The following is a 22888-nucleotide window of genomic DNA, read 5'->3' on the forward strand; positions in this document are numbered from 1 at the left end:
AATGAACACAAAAATATGGCTATCCTCTCCACACATGGGAGGAACTGAGCAAAATTATATAAAAGAAGCGTTTGATACTAATTGGATTGCGCCTTTAGGACCAAATGTAACAGGTTTTGAAAAAGATTTAGAATCCTATTTAGGTCAAGACAAAAAAGTGGCATGTTTATCTTCTGGTACAGCTGCAATCCATTTAGCTTTAGTACAACTTGGTGTTGTATTAAACGATGAAGTAATTTGTCAAACCTTTACTTTTTGTGGATCATCAAATCCAATAGCTTATCAAGGTGCAATACCTGTTTTTGTAGATAGTGAAGCAGAAACGTGGAATATGTGTCCAAAGCATCTAGAAGAAGCAATCAAAGATAGAATAGCTAATGGTAAAAAACCAAAAGCTATAATTATAGTCCATTTGTATGGTATGCCATCTAAAATAGACCAATTGTTAGCGGTCGCTAAAAAATATCAAATACCTGTAGTTGAAGATGCTGCAGAAGCTTTAGGATCCACATATAAAGGTAGACAATGCGGAACATTTGGGGACTTTTCAATTTTATCCTTTAACGGTAATAAAATTATTACAACTTCCGGCGGAGGAGCAATGGTTTGCAATACAAGTGAAGATAAGGACCAAACTATTTTTTATGCTACCCAAGCAAGGGACAATGCACCACATTACGAACATTCTATAATTGGTTACAATTACAGAATGAGTAATATTTCAGCTGGTATTGGACGTGGACAAATGGAGGTTTTAGATAAGCACATTGGACTAAGACGTGACATGAATGCGTTTTACACTAATCTTTTTAAAGATGTAAAAGGAGTAGAAGTTCAAAAACAACCAAATGAAGATTTTTATTCAAATTTTTGGTTAAGTTGTATCTTAATTCATGAAGATGCGCCATTTACAAAAGTAGAATTCCAAGAAGCTATGGACGCAGAAAACATAGAGACAAGACCTTTATGGAAGCCTATGCATATGCAACCAATATTTGAGGACAGTTTATATTTTGGAGATGATTTTAGCAAGACCTTATTTAATAAAGGATTGTGTTTACCTAGTGGCTCTAATTTAACGCAAATAGATTTAGATAGAATTTCTAGAGCAGTAAATAGTTTATTATAGTAGTTTCATTATATGTCAACTTGATGCTTTAAGTTTAATTTTGATTATATTGTCATTAAAATTTAGGATATTTGTTGTCTATTTTTATTAAAATCATAAATGTTAAAACAATTAAAACAAGCTTTAATTCAAGTATTAAAATCTACTAAGAAAAAAATAGATTTTAAAAACGTAAATTATTTACCTAGATGGGCAATACTTTGTTTTGATAGCATCATTTTAATTATCTCATTGTTTTTTACTAAAATCATAGTTAGTAAAATACAAAAGTCAGCTTTTTTTAGTTTAGGTTTTTCAAATGAAGAGTTAATTATAGTTTTATTAAACATTTTGTTTTTCATTTTGTTTAGGACTTATGCTGGTTTAATAAGGCATTCCACATTTATTGATGCAGCTAAGTTTTTTAGCTACAGTAGCTACTATTTTAGCAGCTATGTGCATTTATTATGGTTATTTCTTAGTGATAGGTGATGAATTATTTTCTATTCCTCAATTATTTATTTATTCAATTGTATCATTTTGTGGACTGTTTTTATTCAGAATTCTGGTTAAGCAAGTATTTGAGGTTTATCAACGTTACAGTGAATCTGAAGCTAATTTAAATGTTTTAATTTATGGAACAGATGAAAATGCTATAGCAATAGCAAGCGCTTTAAGATCTGAAAAGCCTTCTAGGTATAAAGTTCTAGGTTTTATTGATAAAGAAGGTAAAAATAAAAGTAAAGAGATATTAGGTTTACCAATAATATTTTTAAAACGTAAAACAGCTGTTCTATTAAGGATATTTAATGCTCAAGCTTTAATTATTGCTGATGGAACGCTTACTAAAGACGAAAACATTAAGATTGTTGATAGCTGTTTAGAGCATAATTATAAAGTTTTTAGAGCACCTTTAATATCAGATATAGAAACATCAACTAACCTTTCCAATCAGATACAAAAAATTCAGATTGAAGATATTCTAGAAAGAGACCCTATAAAACTAGATAACAAATTAGTTGCTAAAGAAATTTTTAATAAGTGTATATTAGTAACTGGTGGTGCAGGATCTATAGGTAGCGAGATTGTTAGACAAGTAGCAAGTTATAAACCTAGTAAGTTGTTGATTCTTGACCAGGCAGAATCTCCACTTTATAACATTCAGTTAGAAATTAAACAGAATTTTCCAAATTTAAATTATGAAGCCATCATTGCAGATGTTAGAAAAATTGAAGTATTGGAAGATATATTTAAAAAATATAAACCGCAAGTAGTATATCATGCGGCAGCATATAAGCATGTTCCATTAATGGAAAGACATCCTTCAGAGGCTATTTTTGCCAATATTTTAGGGTCTAAAAATGTGGCTGACTTATCTTATAAATTTAAAGCTGAAAAATTTGTAATGGTATCAACAGATAAAGCTGTAAATCCAAGTAACGTTATGGGAGCTTCTAAACGTATCGCTGAAATCTATGTACAGGCTCTACAAAATAAAGCAATTTTAGATACAAAAAATAAAACTCAATTTGTTACCACAAGATTTGGTAATGTATTAGGAAGTAATGGATCTGTAGTACCTTTGTTTAAAAGACAAATAGAAGAAGGTGGTCCACTTACAATTACACATCCAGATATTATTAGGTATTTTATGACAATACCAGAAGCTTGTCAATTAGTATTAGAAGCTGGTGCAATGGGTAATGGAGGAGAAATATTTATTTTTGATATGGGTAAAGCTGTTAAGATTATTGACCTTGCCAAAAAAATTATTAGACTCGCTGGATTCACACCTTATAAAGAAATAGATATAAAAGTTATTGGTTTAAGGCCTGGAGAAAAATTATATGAAGAATTATTAAGTGACAAATCTACAACACTACCAACTTACAATGATAAAATAATGATTGCTAAAGTAGAAAATTGTTCGCATCTCCAAATAAATAAGAACATACAAGAACTATTACTTTTAGCAAAGGTAGAAGACAAAAATATAATGGTCAAAAAAATGAAAGAAATTGTGCCAGAGTTTTTAAGCATGAATTCTGATTTTGAGGTTTTTGACAAGAAAATAGTATAATTTAAATGAAAATAGCAGTAATAGGTACAGGTTACGTTGGATTAGTTACAGGTACATGTCTAGCCGAAACAGGTAATGAAGTACTTTGTATCGATATAGATCAAAATAAAGTTAAGCAAATGCAAGCAGGTGAGGTGCCTATTTACGAACCTCATTTGGATGTCTTATTTGAAAGAAATATAAAAGCTAACCGATTAAAATTTTCTACAAGCTTAGAAGAAGGTTTAGAACATGGAGATATTATCTTCTTAGCATTACCAACACCAGAAGATGAAGATGGATCAGCTGACCTAAAATATATTTTAGGAGTCGCTGATGACATAGGAAAACTTATTAAAGACTATAAAGTTATAGTCGATAAAAGTACAGTTCCAGTAGGTACTTCAGACAAAGTAAAGCAAGCTATAGCTAAACATGCTAAAGTAGATTTTGATGTAGTCTCAAATCCTGAATTTTTAAGAGAAGGTTTTGCTGTTGATGATTTTTTAAAACCAGAAAGAATAGTTGTAGGCTCTAGCAGTGAACGTGCAACTAAATTAATGGAAAAACTTTATAAGCCTTATGTAAGGTCTGGCAATCCCATAATTATTATGGACGAAAAATCTGCCGAACTTACTAAATACGCATCCAATTCGTTTTTGGCAGCCAAAATCACATTTATGAATGAGATTGCTAACTTTTGTGAAAAAGTTGGAGCAGACGTTGATAAGGTTAGAATAGGTATGGGAACCGATTCAAGGATCGGTAAGCGTTTTTTATTTCCTGGTATAGGCTATGGTGGTTCTTGCTTCCCAAAGGACGTAAAAGCACTTCATAAATCTGGATTAGACAATAACTATAACTTCAAAATTTTAGATGCAGTAATTAGTGTCAATGCAAGACAAAAACTAGTGTTGATTCCTAAAATAGAAAATCATTTTAATAATGATCTTAAAGGAAAAAACATTGCCATTTGGGGATTAGCCTTTAAACCAGAAACGGATGATATCCGTGAAGCACCTTCTTTATACATGATTGATGCTTTATTAGAAGCGGGTTGTAATATTACAGCTTTTGATCCAGAAGCTATGCCAAACGTAAAGCGTAAACTAGGTGATAAAATTAAGTTTGCAAATAGTATGTATGAGGCTTTAAAAAATGCTGACGCGTTAGTTATATCTACCGAATGGAGTATTTTTAGAACACCAGATTTTAATAAAATTAAAAATGAAATGGCTAGTCCAACTATTTTTGATGGACGTAATCTATATGACGTTAAAGATGTCATTAATGAAGGTTTTAATTACATATCAATAGGAAGGTAAATGAATCAAAAAAGAGTTTTAATTACTGGAGCAGCAGGTTTTTTAGGATCTCATTTATGTGACCGCTTTTTAAACGAAGGTTATTTTGTTATAGGTATGGATAACTTTATAACAGGAGACCAAAAAAACATTGCACATTTATCCTCTAATTCAAACTTTTTATTCATTCAGCATGATGTTACAAATTATATAAATATTGAAGGAGAGTTAGATTATATCCTTCATTTTGCTTCTCCAGCAAGTCCCATAGATTATTTAAAAATTCCAATTCAGACTTTAAAAGTAGGGAGTTTAGGAACGCATAACTTATTAGGCTTAGCAAAAGCGAAACAAGCAAGGCTGTTAATTGCTTCTACTTCAGAGGTGTATGGAGACCCTTTAGTGCATCCACAAACCGAAGATTATTACGGTAACGTTAATACCATAGGACCAAGAGGTGTGTATGATGAGGCTAAACGCTTTCAAGAATCTATAACTATGGCTTATCATAGATTTCATGGTCTTGAAACGCGTATTGTTAGAATTTTTAATACTTATGGACCAAGGATGAGACTCAATGATGGTCGTGTTATTCCAGCCTTTATGGGTCAAGCCTTAAGAGGAGAAGATTTAACAATTTTTGGCGATGGTATGCAAACAAGATCCTTTTGTTATGTTACCGATCAAGTCGAAGGTATTTATCGTTTATTATTAAGCGATTATTCAAATCCTGTTAATATTGGTAATCCACATGAAATAACAATAAAGGATTTTGCAGAAGAAATTATTAAACTTACTGGTACAACACAAAAAGTAATTTATAAAGATTTACCTGTAGATGATCCAATGCAGAGACAACCAGATATTACATTAGCTAAAAATGTATTAAATTGGGAGCCTAAAGTAAATAGATCGGAAGGTATGAAAAAGACCTTTGATTACTTTAAAAGTTTAACTCAAGCAGAGCTTCATAAAAGCGAACATAAAGACTTTTCAAATTATAATAAATAAATTATGGAGTATAAACGTGGTAGGTACTCTTGGCTTTTAAGGCCAATACTTATTGTCTTTGACTGTATAACTATCAATGTTTTTGCTTTTTATTTTTTTAATTTTAATACGTCTAATCTTTCATTTTTTTCTGCTTCTGCTTTAAAAAACAAGTATTTGCTATTTATTATCTATTCAGTAGTATTATGGCTAATTACAACATCATTTCTTAAGTTTTATAGAGTATATAGGTACACATCCATAGTAAATATTATATCATCCATAATCAAGCAATTTGTCGTTTATAGTACTATTGTATTTGCTTTTTTTGGTATTTTTAAAAGTGTAGATGTTCCTGTATTTAAAATCTTACAATTTTTACTATATAGCTTTTTGCTAATATCAACGCTTAAATTAGTTAGCTTTTACACCTTAAAAACTTATAGACTACAATTAAAAGGTAATGTTAGACGTGTAGTAATTGTTGGTAATGGTCCAGGAGCACACGAGCTTAGACAGTTATTTAGTAATCGTAAAGAATTAGGATATCAAATAGTTGGTGTATTTGCAGATAGTAATAATAAAAAGATTAACGGGTTAATAGAAGATAGTTTTAATTTTTTAAGACAAAGTTCTGGTATAGATGAGATATACTGTGCAATTGATGAGTTAACCGAAAAACAGGTTAATGACTATGTTAAATATGCCGAGATTAACCATTGTAACATAAAGTTTATTCCTAAAACCAATAAGTTGTTAACCAAACGACTTAAAACAGATTATTACAATTACCTACCAGTATTATCAATGCCAGAAGTTGCATTAAATAATGCCGTCAATAAGGCTATTAAACGTATGTTTGATGTCGTGTTTTCTTTATTAATATTAGCGCTAATATTATCTTGGTTAACACCAATGTTGTTTGTTTTAATTAAGTTAGAATCCAGAGGACCTCTATTTTACAAGCATAAACGTAATGGAATAAATTATAAAGAGTTTACCTGTTTTAAGTTTAGATCTTTAAAAACAAATAACGAAATACAAGGTACATATATTACTCAAAATGACAATAGAGTAACAAAAATTGGTAAGTTTTTACGTAAAACAAGTTTGGATGAGTTTCCGCAGTTTTATAACGTTTTAAAAGGAGATATGAGTGTTGTTGGACCAAGACCACATATGCTATCTTATACCGAAGACTATTCTAAAAAAATAGATAAGCTAAACTTTATTTTTAGGCATAATGTTAAACCTGGTGTAACAGGTTTAGCTCAAATTAAAGGATATAGAGGCGAAATTAAAAATGACGAAGACATTATTAACCGTATCAAGTATGATAATTTTTATATCGAAAACTGGTCCATCGTTTTAGATTTTAAAATTATACTGCAAACCATGATTAATGTATTTAAAGGTCAAAAAGAAGCCTATTAAACCTTACTTATGATGAAGCCTTTAATATCCATAATCACTCCGCTTTACAATTCAGAAAAATTTATAATACAGACTATAAATAGTATTCTAAATCAAACCTATACCAATTGGGAGTTAATTTTGGTTGATGACTGTTCAACAGATGCTACTTTGCAGATAGTTAAGCATTACGTAGATCAATACTCTAACTTTTATCTTTTAAAGAATCAGATTAATTCTGGTGCAGCAATTTCTCGTAACAAAGCAATCCTTCAAGCTAAGGGTGATTTTATTGCTTTTTTAGATGCAGATGATTTATGGACAAATAATAAGCTAGAACTTCAAGTTAGTTTTATGCAGCAACATAACTGTGACGTAAGTTATACTAGTTATTATCAGATTGATGAAAATGGTAACCCGTTAAACAAACTTGTAAAAGCTTTACCAAAATTAAGTTATAATAAATATTTAAAAACCAATTACATTGGTAATTTAACAGGAATGTATAATGTTGCTGCTTTAGGCAAAATAACGTCACCTAACTTACGTAAACGTCAAGATTGGTTGTTATGGTTGTCTGCTATTAAAAAGTCAGGAAAACCAGCTTTGGGTATCTCACAACCATTAGCATATTATCGTGTAAGATCCAATTCTATATCTTCAAATAAAACCCGATTACTTAAATATAATTTTTTAGTTTATAGGAAGGGTTTAGGTTTTTCATTCGTAAAGTCTATCTACTATATGTGTCTTTTTGTTTGGGAACAGTTTTTTGTAAAATCAAGGTTAATTATTACTAAAACTCAGACCTAAACTGCTTCAGTTTACCACTAATTTCACGTTCTAAAAGGGCTTTATGTTCAAAAACTATGTTTAAATTAGGTTCTAGGTATTTGTCAACAGCTGTTTGTACTGCTTTTTGCTGTGATGTGTTTAAAGCTTCGTTTGCTACATAATCTATTTTAAAGGTGTCAATTTCAGTTTGTTCAACTATAAATTCTTTAACATTAGCCTCTTTATCAATAACAGTTTTAGTCACATAGTAAAATGTTAGTCCTGCTGCAATTTTTCCGCTTGGAAGCGAAATAAAATCACTAGTTCGTCCAGTTAAAGATTCTAAAATAGGATGTTGTAATGTGCTTTTTTTGGACAGACTTCCTAAGTCACCAATTTCATATCTTATAAAAGGATGTGCTCGGTTATATAAATCTGTAATTACAATTTTTCCTGTTGTACCATAAGGTACAGGTTGATTGTTGTCATCTAAAATTTCGACATATAAATGGTTACTGTTAACTAACCATTGGTCTTGTTGATCTTGAAAAGCAATCAAACCTAATTCGGCTGCACCATACTCGTTAACCACAGTAATATTAAACTGTTTTTCAAGTAGTTTTTTGTCCTCATCAAACAACATTTCAGAAGTCACGATACAAACCTTTAATGTTGGACAAACCTCTTTTAAAATAATGTTTTTTCGTTCTAAAAATTTAGCGAATTGTACAATTGCACTAGTATAACCGTTGATATAATCAAATTTGGTACGTTTAAATTTTTGTAATATTTTGTTTAAAGCAATGTCGCTTAAGTCAAATACAGAAAAACGATAACGGTTACCCAACCAGTCTTTTAAACGTTCTTTGTAATAACTTTTGGTATCTAATGGTATTCCGTAAAAGCGTGCTTGTTTAGACGTGTTTAAGTCTATATTAAACCAGTTGTAACGTTGCATAAAAGTAACCCAAGTCATAGCATGTGCAAAGTTATCTTTAGCAAACTCAAAAGGTGTACCTGATGAGCCTGATGTTTTATGTTTATGTACCGTTTTAGTTGTGTATTTATCAGACAAGCGGTTTGCTAAAGGTTGCTGTAAATTAGCTTTAGTAATTACAGGTATTTCTGCCCAATTAGACGTGTCAATATCTTGACATAAAGTACTGTAAAAAGGGGTGTGTTTTAAATGAAACGCAACAATGGATTGTAGTTGTTTACTTAAGTAATTGCCATAATCTGTAGTATCAAACCCATCAATTATTGCTTGAGTTTTTTTAGCTTCTTTTACAGGAAATCCCTTTAACCTTAATGACCATTCAAATCGTTTCAATACTATTTAATTTTTTGTAAAATAAAGAAATAAAAAACTATTGGATTTAAAGTCAATCAAATTCTTTTAAATAATTATTTTTGCCAAAACAACAACGACACAACATTTTTACATAATGAATATTTTAATTTTAGGATCAGGAGGAAGAGAACACACAATTGCATGGAAGCTTAATCAAAGCCCAAAATGTAATTCACTTTTTGTTGCACCTGGTAACTCAGGAACTGCACAAATAGCTAAAAACGTACCAATTAGTGTTACAGATTTTAATGCTATAAAAGAAGTAGTTTTAAATAATAACATCACAATGGTAGTGGTAGGTCCTGAAGATCCCTTAGTGCAAGGTGTTCATGATTTTTTCTTAGCCGACGAAGCGCTTAAAAACGTAGCAGTTATTGGACCTCAAAAAGCAGCAGCAACACTTGAAGGTAGTAAAGAATTTGCTAAGCAGTTTTTATATAAACACAATATTCCAACAGCAGCTTACCAAAGTTTTAATGCAGATACAGTTGAAGATGGTTATGCCTTTTTAGAAACCTTAAACCCTCCTTTTGTTCTTAAAGCAGATGGTTTAGCAGCAGGAAAAGGTGTGGTTATTTTAGAAGATTTAGATCAGGCTAAAGCCGAATTAAAAAGTATGCTTGTAGATGCTAAGTTTGGAGAGGCTAGCACTAAAGTTGTTATTGAAGAATTTTTAGACGGAATCGAGTTAAGTTGTTTTGTACTTACGGATGGTAAAAACTATAAAATTTTACCAACTGCAAAAGATTACAAACGTATTGGTGAAGGTGATACAGGTTTAAATACAGGCGGAATGGGAGCAGTGTCTCCAGTTCCTTTTGCTAATCAAGCCTTTTTAGATAAAGTAGAAGAGCAAGTGGTTAAACCAACGATTGCAGGTTTACAAAAAGATAATTTACCTTACAAAGGGTTTGTCTTTATTGGTTTAATTAAAGTAGGAGATGAACCAAAGGTTATCGAATATAACGTACGTTTAGGTGATCCTGAAACAGAGGTCGTATTACCAAGACTTAAAAATGATTTAGTAGAGGTGTTTGAAGCGGTTGCAAATCAAACCTTAGATCAAATAACTATTGAGGTAGATCCTAGAGCAGCGACAACTATTATGTTGGTATCTGGTGGTTATCCTGAAGCTTACCAAAAGGGTAAAGTTATTACAGGCGTTGATGCTATTGAAGACTCGATTGTATTTCATGCAGGAGCACAACAAAAAGACAATCAGATTGTAACCTCAGGAGGTCGTGTTATGGCTATTACTAGTTATGGAGACACATACCAAGAGGCCATAAAAAAATCTTACCAAAGTATAGAAAAACTACATTTTGATAAGATGAATTATAGAAAAGATATAGGTTTTGACCTATAACTGTTATAAGTAAGAGTGAGAGCTAATGCTTTTGTCGTCGTCGTTATTTGCAGCGTAACCTTTTAACTGAATCATCCAGTATACAAAAGCTACAAAACCAATAATGATAAAAATCCAAGACATAAAGTTTGCTGCCCACCAGTTTTCTAATTCTAATGCTTTAAGCATATCAAAAGGAGCAAATAATACATCAACAAAAAGGCTTGCTATAGCTTCAAAAAAATCTTTCATAATTATAGAATAGTATATTTATAGTACAAAAATACAAAAAGAGTTAATGATTACAACTATTTTTAGCAAATCCAAACCAATTAATTTTTTAATTGTTTTTAGTATTACACTAATTGCTTTTGTTGTTTTGCACATTAAATACCCAAATGGAGTTAATCCAGACTTGTCTATTTGGGTTAAAATCCTTGAGTTTTTATTACTGTTTTTGTCAGTTTTAATACTTAGTTTTATAGTGCTAAAAAACTTATTGTCACAGCAAAACAACTATGAGATTTTGTTATTTGGTTTGTTTGTTTTAGCTGTACCTCAGGTTTTTATAAGCTTCAATATAGTGGTTTCTAATTTTTTTGTACTTTTAGCTTTAAGACGCTTAATTAGTATAGGATCACAAAAACAGGTTGTTAAAAAAATATTTGATTCTGCTTTTTTAATTGGCTTAGCTAGTCTCTTTTATTTCTGGGCAATATTGTTTTTTCCATTAATATTTATAGCCTTATTATTATTTTCAGTAAACGCAGTTAAGTCTTATTTTGTTCCGTTTATAGGGTTGTTAGCAATAGTTATTTTGGTTATTTGTTATTCAATAGTAATAAATAACGATTTTTTTAGTGCTTTAAATATTAATCCTGAATTTAATTTTGATTTTAGCAGCTATAATTCTTTACAATTTATAGTAGTCATAACCATGTTATTGTCTTTTGGGATTTGGTCTTCTGTCTTTTATTTAAATGATATTAGAAAGAAAAAACGAAGTTACAGACCATCCTATAAAATCTTGTTTTTTACCTGTATGTTTGCATCAGCAATAGCAGTTTTAGCACCTCAAAAAAATGGAAGCGAACTACTATTTTTATTTGCACCTTTAGCAGTGATAATAACAAATTATATAGAGACCATTACAGAAAAATGGTTTAAGGAAATTTACTTAGGCTTATTAGTTATCATTCCTTTTGTGCTACTAATGCTGTAGTTTTTCGCCAAAAGCTAAATCACCAGCATCCCCTAAACCAGGTACTATATAGCCTTTACTATTTAAATTTTTGTCTAAAGCAGCAATCCACAAAGTAGTGTCTTTAGGTAGGTTGTTTTCTAAAAAATCTACTCCTGCTTCAGCTCCTATAACTGCTGCGATATGTACACTTTTTGGTGTTCCAAAAGGTTCTAAAGCTTTAAATGTAGCGACTAAAGATTGTCCTGTGGCTAGCATTGGATCTGCAAGGATTAATGTTTTTCCGGTTAAGTCAGGGCATGCTAGATATTCTACTACAATTTCAAAAGATTCTGGATTGTCTTTATGGTGTCTGTAAGCACTAATAAAGGCATTTTCAGACTGATCAAAATAATTTAATAATCCATTATGTAAAGGTACTCCAGCTCTAAGGATAGAACATAAAACGACATCGTTTTTAGGTACAGAAGCTTCAATAGTAGCCAATGGTGTAGTAATAGTTTTAGTTTCAAAATCTAAAGTTTTACTAATTTCATATCCTAAAACTTCACCTATACGTTCAATATTTCGTCTAAAACGCATACTATCTGTTTGGACAGAAACGTCTCTAATTTCAGCAATAAATTGATTTAAAACAGAGTTTTCTTTAGATAAATTATGAATTTGCATAGTTGTTTTGGCTTTTAAATAGTAAAGTTAATGTATTATTTAAAAAGCCAAAACGTCCACCAACTAAAATTCGGTTTAATTTATGTAATTTTACAGACTTAATAATTACAAGATGTTTACAGATATAGCAAATAAAATATTTCAAGACGTTATTGCAACGTACCACATTACAAATACAGTTGATCAACCGTTTACTAATAAGTATGATAAAAGTACTAATTTATTAGAGCATTTATTATACCGCAAATGTTGGATAGATACTGTACAGTGGCATTATGAGGATATTATTCGTGACCCACAAATAGATCCTGTTGCTGCATTGACTTTAAAACGTCAAATTGATGCGTCTAACCAAGATAGAACTGATATGGTGGAATATATTGACAGCTATTTTTTAGAAAAATATAAGGACGTTACACCTAAAAGTGATGCAACTATAAATACTGAAAGTCCTGCTTGGGGAATTGACAGGTTATCTATTTTAGCACTTAAAGTGTATCATATGGAAGAAGAAGCAACACGTGCTGATGCTAGTGCTACACATAAAGCAGCTTGCCAAACTAAATTAGATATTTTACTTGAGCAACGCGTTGATTTAAGTACAGCAATTGATACATTATTATCTGATATTGAAAAAGGTGATAAGTACATGAAAGTGTACAAGCAAATGAAAATGTATAATGACGATGAGCTTAACCCAGTGTTAAGAAACCAAAAATAAGCACAGTCTTTTGTGCTGTTACAAGGCTTTTAAATGTCAAAAACACCAAAGCATATTTTAGTAATACGTCTCTCTGCAATGGGAGACGTTGCTATGACTGTTCCAGTTTTACGTGCTTTTACTTTGCGTTATCCAGACGTTAAATTAACCGTTTTAACCAGACCTTTTTTTACTCCTTTTTTAGAGATCTAAGTAATGTTGAAGTATTTGCTATAGACTTAAATAAGAAACATAAAGGTATATTAGGTTTATACAGACTTTCTAAACAATTAAAAGCTATTGGTATAGATATCGTTGCAGATTTGCACAATGTTTTAAGAACTAAGATTTTGAAGGTTTTTTTCTTTGGAACAACATTTAAACAAATAGATAAAGGTCGAAATCAAAAAAAGCATTAGTTGCTGGACAATATTTTAAGCCTCTAAAAACAACACATCAACGTTATGCAGATGTGTTTGAAAATTTAGGTTTTGCATTGGATTTAAATAAACCAGTATTTCCTAAAAAACAACCTATACCTCAAGCAGTTTTAGATTTGGTTGCTAATAAAAATACAAAACAATGGATTGGTATTGCGCCTTTTGCACAATATGCCTCAAAGACTTATCCTTTGGATAAAATGAAGCAAGTTGTTGAAGGCTTAAGTCAGGATCATGTTGTGTTTTTATTTGGTGGTAAATCAGATCAAAAACAATTAGATACATTAATAAATAATAATCAAGTTATCAATATTGCAGGTCAGTTTAACTTAAATCAAGAATTAGATTTAATATCTAATTTAGATGTTATGGTTAGTATGGATTCTGGTAATGCACATATAGCAGCAATGCTTGGTGTTAGTGTGGTTACTGTTTGGGGTGTTACGCATCCTTATGCTGGTTTTGGTGCTTTTAACCAACCGGAAATAAATAATTTAGTTCCAGATAAAAGCTTATATCCTAAATTGCCAACATCTATTTATGGCAATACATATCCTGAAGATTATAAAAATGTGGCTGGTACGATACAACCTAATCAGGTTGTAAACCGAGTATTAGCTGTATTAAATGCATAAAAAAAGCCCTAATTAAAATAATTAAGGCTTTTGATTATAGACTAAATATAAAATTAATATTATCCCTTAAACTAACAAATCTTAGCGTTATAATCTGTTACAAAGATAGTAGTTGGATTAGCAGTTTTATTTTTTTTAGTTTGATGAATTAAAAGATTCGATTAAAAGCTTTTTTTGCCGATTAACCGGTTTTTACTTGATATGTTATATTTAAATAGAGTAATGATTTAGCTATAGTAATTATTAATCATAAAAAAGCCTCAACTTAATTGAGGCTTGATGATTTTAACTACTAATATAAAATTAATATTATCCCTTAAACTAACAAATTTTAGTGTTATAATCTGTTATAAAGATAATTCTTACGCTTAGTAGTTTTGTTTTAATTAGGTGAGTTTAAAATTGCTTTCGGTGAATTGCATAAAAAACGCGATTAAACGTATCTTTTAGGTTTAAACGTCGTCATAATCTACAACAATTGTAGGTGTTGTAGGATGAGCTTGACAAGTTAGTATTAATCCTTCGGCTACTTCAGCATCTGTTAAAATGTTGTTTTGTCTCATCATAGCTTTACCATCTGTAACTCTAGCAATACAGCTACTGCAAACACCTCCTTGGCAAGAATATGGTGCATCTAAGTCCTCTTTTAAAGCAGCCTCTAAAATGGTTTGTTTTTGTGACATGGTAAAGGTTTCGGTTTCATCATCAACAGTAACTGTAATCGCAGTGTTTCCGTCACTTACAACTTCTGTGTTTTCTGTTGTTGGTGCTGTTGCTGCAGTAAATAACTCGAAGTTAATTTTTGTGTCTTCTATATTATTTTCTGCTAAAACATCTTTTACAGTATTAATCATGCCTTCTGGTCCGCAAAGGTAAAAAGCATCAATCGTTACATGTTTGTATTTGTTTTTGACAATTAAGTTTACTGTGCTTTTTTCGATACGACCAAATAAAGCATTGTTTTCTTGAGATTTACTGTATAAAAACTGAATATCAAAACGGTCTTTGTATTGATGTTGTAAATCCAGTAAATCTTGTAAAAAGATAGTGTCTTTTAGTGTTTTGTTACCATACACTAATACAAAATGACTATTTGGTTCTTTAGCTAAAACGGTTTTTGCTATACTTAATATTGGTGTAATACCACTACCTGCAGCAAAAGCAGCAATGGTTCTTTTTTCTGTTACGATAGGTTCAAAAACAAATCGTCCTTGTGGTTTTGCAACCTCTAAAGTATCTCCAATTTTTAAACTACTATTAGCGTAAGTACTAAAGGTTCCGTTTGGTACTGCTTTTACAGCAACGGTTAGTTTTCCGCTTGACGGAGAAGAGCAAAGTGAATAGTCACGTCTAACTTCTTGGTCTTTTATGTTTGTTTTTAGCGTTATATATTGTCCTGCTTTAAAAGTATAATCTGCTTTTAAATTTGCTGGTACGTCAAAAGTTAATGTAACACATTGGTCTGTTTGACGTGTTATGTCTGAAATTGTTAACGTCTGAAATTGAGCCATAGTTTTATTTTTTTGTAAAAATAATGAAGCTTTACCGTTTAAGATATGATTTAGGCAAAAATTAATACCTAAGTTTTTTATGCATAAGAAAATTATGTATGTTTGTAATATGGCAAATTCAAAATTATATAAGGGGAGTCTGACCACTATTATTTTAAAGCTTTTAAATGAAAGTGAAAAAATGTATGGTTACGAAATGACACAAAAAGTGAAAGCAATAACTAAAGGTGAACTTAACATTACCGAAGGTGCTTTGTATCCAGCATTACATAAATTAGAGGCTGAAGGGTTGTTGGATGTTGAGGTTAAAAAAGTAGATAACCGTTTGCGTAAATACTACAAACTTACCGAAAAAGGTAATAAAGAAACGGTTAGTAAATTAGAAGAACTTAAAGATTATATTAAAACCATGGAAACGTTTATGAATCCTAAATTAAGTTTGGAGTAATATGAAGTTAAGTAAAGAGAATATATTATTTATTGATACTTATTTAGAGAATTCTGAGATACATTATGCAGACATCAGAATGGAAATGATTGATCATATAGCGTCTTCAATAGAGTTAAAGTTAGAGCAAGATCATACATTGTCTTTTTATGAAGCGTTTAAAGTGTACATGATTAAAAATAAGGCTAACTTAATACAGAATAATAAAGTGTTTTTAAAAAACACAGATAAAAAAATTATAAAGCAAATGGCTTTGCAATTTGTTAAACCACCAAGTGTATTATTGTTTGTATTAATCTTTTTTAGTACTGTTTTTATTATAAAAAATTATGGTCTACTACAATTTAAGTCTACAATTTATAGTTTACCAATTTTATCTATTCTTACTTTAGGGTTTGTATATCTTGTGGTTTTAAGAGTTTTTAATTACGATAGGTTTTCTGGAGTAGAGCGTGTTGGATTTGTTTTTTTGGTTATATAATATTATTAATTTTTTACAGATTTTAACTAAAAATCAACTTGAATCTGAAGCAGGTTATTGGTTTGCTGCAATATTGTTTGGGTTAACGGTTTCGTTAGTTTATTCGTTTACAATAACAGCCATATCAATAATGAAAAAGCATAAACAAAAATTTAATTTATCTTCTTAAGATGAAATTAAGTAAAGAGCAAATACAATATATTGACGATTATTTAATAAGATTAGGAGTTAAATTTACTGATGTTAGGTTAGAACTTATCGATCATTTAGCATCAGGATTTGAACAGTCAAAAAACGATGTAAAATTTGAGGACTACTTAAAATCTAAAATAGATTTTATTCAAGATTTTGAAAAGAAACGTCAAAAAACCATCCATTGGAGTTATCAAAGAGACATGTGGCGACGTTTAGCTATGTTTTTTTATAAGCCTAAATATATTCCTTTTACAATAATGTTGGGATTATTAATCTATTGGATGCAACAGTTGCATCCAAATAAGACATCTATTATTGTACTTGTAATTAGTCTGTCAATTATACATTTTTGGGCAATTATAACGGGTTTTTCACATTATAAAACCTTTAAAAAATTACAAATAGCACAGCCTTTATATTCAATAATGGCTTTACCGTCCTTGTTTTTATATTGCATGGGAGTAGCTAAGCCATGGTTAGAAAATCAATATTTTTTTATTGCCTTTTGGTTTTTAGCAATTTTATTTAACATAGCTGGAGGAATAGAGTTACGTAATAAAAAGAATAAGATTTTAGAGTATTCAAAAAACTTTGTGTAAATAATGAAATTAAACAAAAAACAAATACAAAACCTATACGCCTTTACAAGACAACACTACGTTGAGCATTACGATTTACAAACCGAGTTAGTAGATCACTTAGCAAACGATATAGAGGCTGTGTGGCAAACAGAAACTAACTTATCTTTTGAAGAAGCAAGAGACCAAGCCTTTAAAAAATTTGGAGTCTTTGGCTTTATGGACGTGTTAGAACGTCGTCAAAAAGCAATGAATAAACGCTACTTTAAATACCTATGGACAGAGCTAAAACAATGGTTTACGTTTCCTAAGCTAATAACAACTATTGCTTTGTTTTTGATTGTTTATATGTCATTATCTTCTGTTTTAGCAATACCATTTTTAATAGGGTTTTATGCTTTAATATGTGTTTTTGCAATCTATAAAAGTACTCTGCTAAATAGACAATTTAAACAACGAAAAGCGCTGTCCAATAAAAAATGGATGTTAGAAGAAATTATATTTAAACAAGCTGGTGGTTCTGCTGTAATATTGTTATCTCAATTACCACAATGGTATAATTTTTCTGATAATATTTTTAGCAATCCATACATTGTTTTGGGTTTGACTATTTTTTCGACACTGTTTTGTCTTTGGATGTATATAAGTTTTGAGGTTATACCAAACAAAGCAGAAAAACTTTTAAACGAAACCTATCCAGAATTTTGTTTGTAACATTTTCAAGCATTTGTATACTTATCTATTAAACCATCCTAAACCATCAGCATATGATTACTAAATTTTTAAGCCTAGAATGGAAATCTTTTATACGTTCTTCCAATTTTGGTAAAGGCTTAGCCATAAAAATATTAATGGGCTTTTTTGCGGTCTATTTTTTATTGGTGTTTTTATCCTTAGGAGTATTTATTTATCCAACACTTAAAAAAGCTTTTCCAGATAATGATCCTTTTGTAATGGTTAATACTTTGTTGTTTTTCTGGTTTTTAGGCGATTTAATGTTGCGCTTTTTCTTGCAAAAATTACCAGTAATGAGTGTAAAACCCTTACTAACCTTGCCAATAAAAAGAAGTCGCGTCGTAAACTACGTTTTAGGTAAGTCAGCATTATCTTTTTTTAACTTTTTACCATTATTTGCTATTGTTCCATTTAGTGTTGTTTTAATCACTAAAGATTATGAAGTCACTAAAGTTGTAACATGGTTAGTGTCAATGGTAATATTAACCCTAATAAGCAATTTTTTAAATTTTATTATTGAAAGTTTTTCAGCCGAAACCGAGTTTTCATTCCTTCCAATCATACTTTTTGCAGGAACTTTATTCGGTTTAAATCATTTTAATATTGTTGATTTTTCTCAATTATTGTCTTCAGCAATGTTAGCAATAACCAATAACCCATTGTATTTACTAGTACTTTTGGTTATTTTAATTGGTCTATATCTTTTTAATCATAAAATATTAATTAAAAAACTATACTTAGACAATTCACTTAAAACCAAAATTAAAGAAGTATCCACTTCAGATTTAGGATGGACAAAGCGCTTTGGTGAAGTTGCACCTTTTATGCAGTTAGATTTAAAATTAATTTGGCGAAATAAAAGACCAAGATCTGCAGTGTTTATTTTGGTACTTGGACTTTTGTATGGATTGTATTTTTATCCACAACCCATGTATAGAGATATGCCAATCATGTATGGTTTTATTGGTGTATTTGTAACAGGTATATTTTTAATCAATTTTGGACAATTCATTCCAGCTTGGGATAGTGGTTATTACAAAATGTTAATGAGCCAAAACATAAAGTACGAGCAGTATTTAAAATCTAAATACACGTTAATGATGTTAAGTGTTATTATCATGTTTGTATTAAGCATACCTTATGTTTATTTTGGGTGGAAAATTTTAGTAGCCCATTTTGCAGCAGCTATTTATAATATAGGTGTCAATACTTATGTTATAATGCTTGGTGGATCTTTTAACCGTAAAAAAATAGATCTAAACCAACGTGCAGCCTTTAATTATCAAGGGACTGGAGCAGTACAATGGTTAATTGGTATCCCATTGCTATTGGTGCCATTAGCAATATTTGGAGCATTAACCTATTATGTAAATTTTTATTCAGGTGTTTCAGCATTAATCTTATTAGGTGTTATTGGTATCGTTTTTCATCAAAAACTAATGCAATTAATAACCCAAAAGTATTTAAACTCTAAATACGAAATGATTAAAGCATTTAACCAAGATAACTAATCAATACAACTAACCTTTACAACAACATCATGATAACAACAACAAATCTTTCAAAAAAATATAGTGGAAACGAAGTCTTAAATATTTCTAATTTAGAAATACCAAAAGGGCAAAGCTTTGGGCTTGTAGGTAATAATGGAGCAGGTAAAACGACTTATTTTAGTTTGCTTTTAGACTTAATAAAACCAACCACAGGAACTATTAATAACAACGATGTTTTAGTTAGTCAAAGTGAAGATTGGAAACCCTTTACTTCGGCTTTTATAGACGAAAGCTTTTTAATAGGTTACTTAACACCTGAAGAATATTTTTATTTCATTGGCGATTTACGTGGTCAAAATAAGCAAGATGTAGATAATTTAGTATCACAATTTGAAGACTTTTTTCATGGCGAAATCTTAGGTCAAAAAAAATACCTTCGTGATTTAAGTAAAGGTAACCAGAAAAAAGCAGGTATTGTTGCAGCACTTATAGGTAATCCTGAGGTTATTATTTTAGACGAACCCTTTGCAAATTTAGACCCAACAACACAAATTAGATTAAAAGAAATTATAAAAGATCTAGCCGAAAAGAAAGGAATAACGGTTTTGGTTTCAAGTCATGATTTATTGCATGTTACAGATGTTTGTGAGCGTATTGTAGTGTTAGAAAAAGGACAAGTAATTAAAGATATTCAAACTAGTGAAGCTACTTTAAAAGAATTAGAAGCTCATTTTGCAGGAACTGTTAGTCCTGTGTAATAGAGGCTAGATTTTACTATTCGTTCAAGTTTCAGTTCATTTTTTGGCAAAAAGTCAAAAAGATGCTTATTTTTACGCACCTGTCAGTAGTTATTAATAATAATTACGACGTAATTTAGTTATGTATTACATAAAATACAACCGCATTGAAAATAGCATTTAAAATCTGTATAGTTTCTGGCTTAATCTTGGCAACAATTTCCAGTTGTTCAAGAAAAACAGATAGTTTTATAAACCGTAATTTTCATGCTGTTACTGCAGAGTATAATGCATTGTTTAATGGTTATGAAGCTTTAAAACAAGGTCAAGACAACTTAAACAATAATTACAACGATAACTATTGGGATATCTTACCAGTAGAGCGTATGCAAATTACAGAAGACATCGTAATGCCTGGACAATCTAAAAACCAGGATTTTACTAGAGCTGAAGAAAAAGCAGTAAAAGCGATTCAGAAACACGGGATGAATATTCAGGGTAAAGAGTATAACCCACAAATTGACGAAGCGTATTTACTTTTAGGTCAATCCAGATATTTTGACCAACGTTTTGTTCCAGCATTAGAGGCTTTTAATTACATTTTATACAAATATCCAGCATCAGATAAAATTAACACAGCTAAAGTTTGGAGAGAAAAAACCAACATGCGTTTAGAAAACGATGAATTGGCAATCAAAAATCTAAAGCGTTTAATTAAACAAGAAGCGCCAGAAAAACAAGAATTAGCAGACGCAACTTCAATTTTAGCTCAAGCTTATATTAATACTAAAGCTTTAGACAGTGCTTTAACGCAAATTAAAATAGCAGCACAAGCCACTAAAAATAATGATGAAAAAGGGCGCTTTAATTTTATTAAAGGACAATTATATAACGTATTAAGTCAAAAAGACAGTGCTAACTTGGCTTTTGATGAGGTAATCGATCTAAATCGTCAAATCCCTCGTCGTTATTTAATGGCTGCTCATGTAGAAAAAGCTAAAAACTTTGATTATGATTCAGGCGATAAACTTGCATTTTTAGAGCATTTGACTAAGCTTGAAAATAACAGAGAAAACCGTCCGTATCTTGATAAAATTTATCATCAAATTGCAGAATATCATCTTAATACTCAATCCGACTCATTAGCAGTAGTCTATTACAATAAATCTTTAAGAGAAAAATCTAAAGACAAAATTTTAATAGCAAAAAATTATCAGACTTTAGGAGATTTTTATTTTGATCGTAACAATTATAAAACTGCAGGAGCATATTTTGACAGTACTATGACTAGTATGGTCGAAAATAGTAAACCCTTCAGAACTATTAAGCGTAAACGCGAAAATCTAGACGACGTTATTTATTATGAAGGTGTTGCAAATGACAATGATAGTATTCTTAGGTTGGTAAATATGTCAAAAGCAGAACGTCTTACTTTTTTTACAGACTATACCAATCAATTAAAATTAAAAGCAGAAAAAGAACAAGAAAAACTAGAAGCAGAAGCACGCAAACAAGGTTTAGCAACAACCAATGCGCCAGTTAATGGTATAACAGGAAGTAGTAGTTTACCAGGAGTAGGTTCAAGTTTTTATTTTTACAATCCAAGTACAGTAGCTTATGGTAAAAATCAATTTACACGTGTTTGGGGAGAGCGTAAAAACGAAGACAACTGGAGATGGTCTTCAAATGTATCAGGAGGATTTTCAAACCAATCAGATGTTGCTTTAATTACAGATGAAGGTGAAGAGAGTCCATTGCTAAAACCTGAATATTATTTGGAGCAAATTCCTTCAGCTAAAAAAGCCTTGGACAGTCTTAAAAAAGACCGAAACTATGCTTATTACCAATTGGGTTTAATTTATAAAGAAAAATTTAAAGAATATAAACTTTCTAAAAGCAAGTTTTTAAACTTACTATCAAGTAATCCAGAAGAAAAACTTGTTTTACCTTCAAAATATAATTTGTTTAAAATTTATGAGATTTTAGGTCAAAATGAAGACGCTTTAATTGCTAAAAATGAAATTATTGCAAGTTATCCTGATTCAAGATATGCTGAAATCTTAAAAAATCCTGAATTAGCAGCAACCAGAGATCAAAGTAGTCCAGAAAGTTTATATGAGGATACTTATAAACTATTACAATATCAAGATTACCAACAAGTCATAGATAAAACCACAGAATATATCAGGTTTTTTGATGGTGATCCTATGGTTTCAAAATTTGCTTTATTAAAAGCAACAGCAAACGGAAGGTTAAATGGTTATCAGGCCTATATAGATGGACTTAATGATGTGGCAGTAAATTATGCTAGTACACCAGAAGCAATACAAGCAAAAACTATTGTAAGCAGCTTAAAGTCTGCAAGCGATAAAACCTTTAAACCAGATAATGTTTCATCTAGTTTTAAAGTTGTTTTTCAGTTTAATCAAAACGAAGAACAAGCTATTGCTGATTTAAAAGAAATTTTAGACGAGATTGCTCCAAAAATAGAATACTATAATTTAGATACATCAGTAGATATATATAATTCAGAAACCACATTTTTAGTCATCCATGGACTAAAAAGTGTGCAAGGAGCAAAAGGGTTTGTTGAATTGTTAAAAGAGGAAGATAAAGACAAGGTAAATAAACCTTACTTCGGCATTTCAACAGATAATTACAAAACCCTTCTAATACATAAAAACTTAAACAAGTATTTAGCAATACAAAAATAATATCTCT

General features: G+C 30.5%; 20 protein-coding genes and 1 pseudogene. 17 read left to right on the top strand and 4 right to left on the bottom strand.

Features of this window, described 5'->3' with window-relative positions; genetic code table 11:
• Position 1: 1 nt before the first annotated feature.
• From AC0L4B_RS04200 to AC0L4B_RS04225, 6 genes are all read left to right on the top strand, one after another.
• Positions 2–1129: a DegT/DnrJ/EryC1/StrS family aminotransferase gene (locus AC0L4B_RS04200; RefSeq protein ID WP_473438685.1), complete on the top strand. Its 1128-nt coding sequence runs from the start codon at positions 2–4 to the stop codon at positions 1127–1129.
• 388 nt (positions 1130–1517) lie between these two features.
• Positions 1518–3188, top strand: a complete 1671-nt coding sequence (locus AC0L4B_RS04205) for a polysaccharide biosynthesis protein (RefSeq protein ID WP_473438686.1) — start codon at positions 1518–1520, stop codon at positions 3186–3188.
• Between the two features lie 5 nt (positions 3189–3193).
• Positions 3194–4492, top strand: a complete 1299-nt coding sequence (locus AC0L4B_RS04210) for a UDP-glucose dehydrogenase family protein (RefSeq protein ID WP_473438687.1) — start codon at positions 3194–3196, stop codon at positions 4490–4492.
• Positions 4493–5482: a UDP-glucuronic acid decarboxylase family protein gene (locus tag AC0L4B_RS04215; protein ID WP_473438688.1), complete on the top strand. Its 990-nt coding sequence runs from the start codon at positions 4493–4495 to the stop codon at positions 5480–5482.
• A 3-nt stretch (positions 5483–5485) separates the two neighbouring features.
• Positions 5486–6895, top strand: a complete 1410-nt coding sequence (locus tag AC0L4B_RS04220; RefSeq protein WP_473438689.1) for an exopolysaccharide biosynthesis polyprenyl glycosylphosphotransferase — start codon at positions 5486–5488, stop codon at positions 6893–6895.
• Between the two features lie 9 nt (positions 6896–6904).
• Positions 6905–7687 (top strand): glycosyltransferase family 2 protein, encoded by a 783-nt coding sequence (locus tag AC0L4B_RS04225; protein WP_473438690.1) that lies wholly within the window; start codon positions 6905–6907, stop codon positions 7685–7687.
• Here AC0L4B_RS04225 and AC0L4B_RS04230 read toward each other — a convergent pair.
• Positions 7671–8978, bottom strand: a complete 1308-nt coding sequence (locus AC0L4B_RS04230) for a phenylacetate--CoA ligase family protein (protein ID WP_473438691.1) — start codon at positions 8976–8978, stop codon at positions 7671–7673. The two genes, AC0L4B_RS04225 and AC0L4B_RS04230, sit on opposite strands and share 17 nt — an antisense overlap.
• 115 nt (positions 8979–9093) lie before the next feature.
• Here AC0L4B_RS04230 and purD point away from each other — a divergent pair, with 115 nt between their 5' ends.
• Complete coding sequence (gene purD, locus AC0L4B_RS04235; protein ID WP_473438692.1) at positions 9094–10365, top strand: phosphoribosylamine--glycine ligase; 1272 nt, start codon at positions 9094–9096, stop codon at positions 10363–10365.
• Positions 10366–10368: 3 nt separating this feature from the next.
• Here purD and AC0L4B_RS04240 read toward each other — a convergent pair whose 3' ends face one another.
• A complete protein-coding gene (locus AC0L4B_RS04240; protein ID WP_116823810.1) occupies positions 10369–10596 on the bottom strand; it encodes a DUF6341 family protein in 228 nt (75 codons plus the stop codon).
• A 46-nt stretch (positions 10597–10642) separates the two neighbouring features.
• Here AC0L4B_RS04240 and AC0L4B_RS04245 point away from each other — a divergent pair, with 46 nt between their 5' ends.
• On the top strand, positions 10643–11566 hold the full coding sequence (locus AC0L4B_RS04245) for a DUF6427 family protein (protein ID WP_473438693.1): 924 nt from the start codon (positions 10643–10645) through the stop codon (positions 11564–11566).
• On the opposite strand, the gene upp is transcribed toward AC0L4B_RS04245, so the two are convergent.
• Positions 11555–12214, bottom strand: coding sequence for a uracil phosphoribosyltransferase (gene upp / locus AC0L4B_RS04250; protein ID WP_473438694.1), 660 nt, complete (start codon positions 12212–12214; stop codon positions 11555–11557). The genes AC0L4B_RS04245 and upp overlap by 12 nt on opposite strands.
• A 112-nt stretch (positions 12215–12326) precedes the next feature.
• Here upp and AC0L4B_RS04255 point away from each other — a divergent pair, with 112 nt between their 5' ends.
• Together AC0L4B_RS04255 and AC0L4B_RS04260 are read left to right on the top strand one after the other, a co-directional pair.
• The gene (locus tag AC0L4B_RS04255) at positions 12327–12935 is read left to right on the top strand and encodes a DUF4254 domain-containing protein (RefSeq protein ID WP_473438695.1); all 609 of its coding nucleotides are present in this window, start codon (positions 12327–12329) and stop codon (positions 12933–12935) included.
• A 33-nt stretch (positions 12936–12968) separates the two neighbouring features.
• Positions 12969–13989, top strand: a pseudogene (locus AC0L4B_RS04260) (glycosyltransferase family 9 protein).
• Positions 13990–14441: 452 nt separating this feature from the next.
• On the opposite strand, the gene AC0L4B_RS04265 reads toward AC0L4B_RS04260, so the two are convergent.
• Positions 14442–15500, bottom strand: a complete 1059-nt coding sequence (locus AC0L4B_RS04265) for a 2Fe-2S iron-sulfur cluster-binding protein (RefSeq protein ID WP_473438696.1) — start codon at positions 15498–15500, stop codon at positions 14442–14444.
• 109 nt (positions 15501–15609) lie between these two features.
• On the opposite strand from AC0L4B_RS04265, the gene AC0L4B_RS04270 reads away from it, so the two are divergent.
• The 7 genes from AC0L4B_RS04270 (at position 15610) to porW (ending at position 22881) form a co-directional block, all read left to right on the top strand.
• Positions 15610–15948 carry a PadR family transcriptional regulator gene (locus AC0L4B_RS04270; protein WP_473439393.1) on the top strand — a complete coding sequence of 113 codons (339 nt, stop codon included), beginning with the start codon at positions 15610–15612 and terminating at the stop codon, positions 15946–15948.
• Position 15949: 1 nt separating this feature from the next.
• Entirely contained in the window at positions 15950–16429 is a 480-nt protein-coding gene (locus AC0L4B_RS04275; RefSeq protein WP_473438697.1) for a hypothetical protein, read from the top strand.
• Between the two features lie 170 nt (positions 16430–16599).
• Positions 16600–17223 carry a hypothetical protein gene (locus AC0L4B_RS04280; protein ID WP_473438698.1) on the top strand — a complete coding sequence of 208 codons (624 nt, stop codon included), beginning with the start codon at positions 16600–16602 and terminating at the stop codon, positions 17221–17223.
• 3 nt (positions 17224–17226) lie between these two features.
• Complete coding sequence (locus AC0L4B_RS04285; RefSeq protein ID WP_473438699.1) at positions 17227–17916, top strand: hypothetical protein; 690 nt, start codon at positions 17227–17229, stop codon at positions 17914–17916.
• 53 nt (positions 17917–17969) lie between these two features.
• Entirely contained in the window at positions 17970–19448 is a 1479-nt protein-coding gene (locus tag AC0L4B_RS04290) for a DUF5687 family protein (protein WP_473438700.1), read from the top strand.
• A gap of 29 nt (positions 19449–19477) precedes the next feature.
• Complete coding sequence (locus AC0L4B_RS04295) at positions 19478–20188, top strand: ABC transporter ATP-binding protein (RefSeq protein ID WP_473438701.1); 711 nt, start codon at positions 19478–19480, stop codon at positions 20186–20188.
• A 146-nt stretch (positions 20189–20334) separates the two neighbouring features.
• Positions 20335–22881 carry a type IX secretion system periplasmic lipoprotein PorW/SprE gene (gene porW / locus AC0L4B_RS04300; protein WP_473438702.1) on the top strand — a complete coding sequence of 849 codons (2547 nt, stop codon included), beginning with the start codon at positions 20335–20337 and terminating at the stop codon, positions 22879–22881.
• The last annotated feature ends 7 nt before the right edge of the window (positions 22882–22888 follow it).

Source organism: Olleya sp. NP1-10, assembly GCF_055804415.1.

Excerpts from the sequence above, each read along its gene's own strand:
- AC0L4B_RS04285 (WP_473438699.1), top strand. The coding sequence starts at position 17,227 with ATGAAATTAAACAAAAAACAAATACAAAACCTATACGCCTTTACAAGA.
- upp (WP_473438694.1), bottom strand. The coding sequence starts at position 12,214 with ATGCAAATTCATAATTTATCTAAAGAAAACTCTGTTTTAAATCAATTT.
- AC0L4B_RS04290 (WP_473438700.1), top strand. The coding sequence starts at position 17,970 with ATGATTACTAAATTTTTAAGCCTAGAATGGAAATCTTTTATACGTTCT.
- AC0L4B_RS04210 (WP_473438687.1), top strand. The coding sequence starts at position 3,194 with ATGAAAATAGCAGTAATAGGTACAGGTTACGTTGGATTAGTTACAGGT.
- AC0L4B_RS04280 (WP_473438698.1), top strand. The coding sequence starts at position 16,600 with ATGAAATTAAGTAAAGAGCAAATACAATATATTGACGATTATTTAATA.
- purD (WP_473438692.1), top strand. The coding sequence starts at position 9,094 with ATGAATATTTTAATTTTAGGATCAGGAGGAAGAGAACACACAATTGCA.
- AC0L4B_RS04200 (WP_473438685.1), top strand. The coding sequence starts at position 2 with ATGAACACAAAAATATGGCTATCCTCTCCACACATGGGAGGAACTGAG.
- AC0L4B_RS04265 (WP_473438696.1), bottom strand. The coding sequence starts at position 15,500 with ATGGCTCAATTTCAGACGTTAACAATTTCAGACATAACACGTCAAACA.
- AC0L4B_RS04220 (WP_473438689.1), top strand. The coding sequence starts at position 5,486 with ATGGAGTATAAACGTGGTAGGTACTCTTGGCTTTTAAGGCCAATACTT.
- AC0L4B_RS04225 (WP_473438690.1), top strand. The coding sequence starts at position 6,905 with ATGATGAAGCCTTTAATATCCATAATCACTCCGCTTTACAATTCAGAA.
- AC0L4B_RS04255 (WP_473438695.1), top strand. The coding sequence starts at position 12,327 with ATGTTTACAGATATAGCAAATAAAATATTTCAAGACGTTATTGCAACG.
- AC0L4B_RS04295 (WP_473438701.1), top strand. The coding sequence starts at position 19,478 with ATGATAACAACAACAAATCTTTCAAAAAAATATAGTGGAAACGAAGTC.
- AC0L4B_RS04245 (WP_473438693.1), top strand. The coding sequence starts at position 10,643 with ATGATTACAACTATTTTTAGCAAATCCAAACCAATTAATTTTTTAATT.
- AC0L4B_RS04240 (WP_116823810.1), bottom strand. The coding sequence starts at position 10,596 with ATGAAAGATTTTTTTGAAGCTATAGCAAGCCTTTTTGTTGATGTATTA.
- AC0L4B_RS04205 (WP_473438686.1), top strand. The coding sequence starts at position 1,518 with ATGCAGCTAAGTTTTTTAGCTACAGTAGCTACTATTTTAGCAGCTATG.
- AC0L4B_RS04275 (WP_473438697.1), top strand. The coding sequence starts at position 15,950 with ATGAAGTTAAGTAAAGAGAATATATTATTTATTGATACTTATTTAGAG.
- AC0L4B_RS04270 (WP_473439393.1), top strand. The coding sequence starts at position 15,610 with ATGGCAAATTCAAAATTATATAAGGGGAGTCTGACCACTATTATTTTA.
- AC0L4B_RS04215 (WP_473438688.1), top strand. The coding sequence starts at position 4,493 with ATGAATCAAAAAAGAGTTTTAATTACTGGAGCAGCAGGTTTTTTAGGA.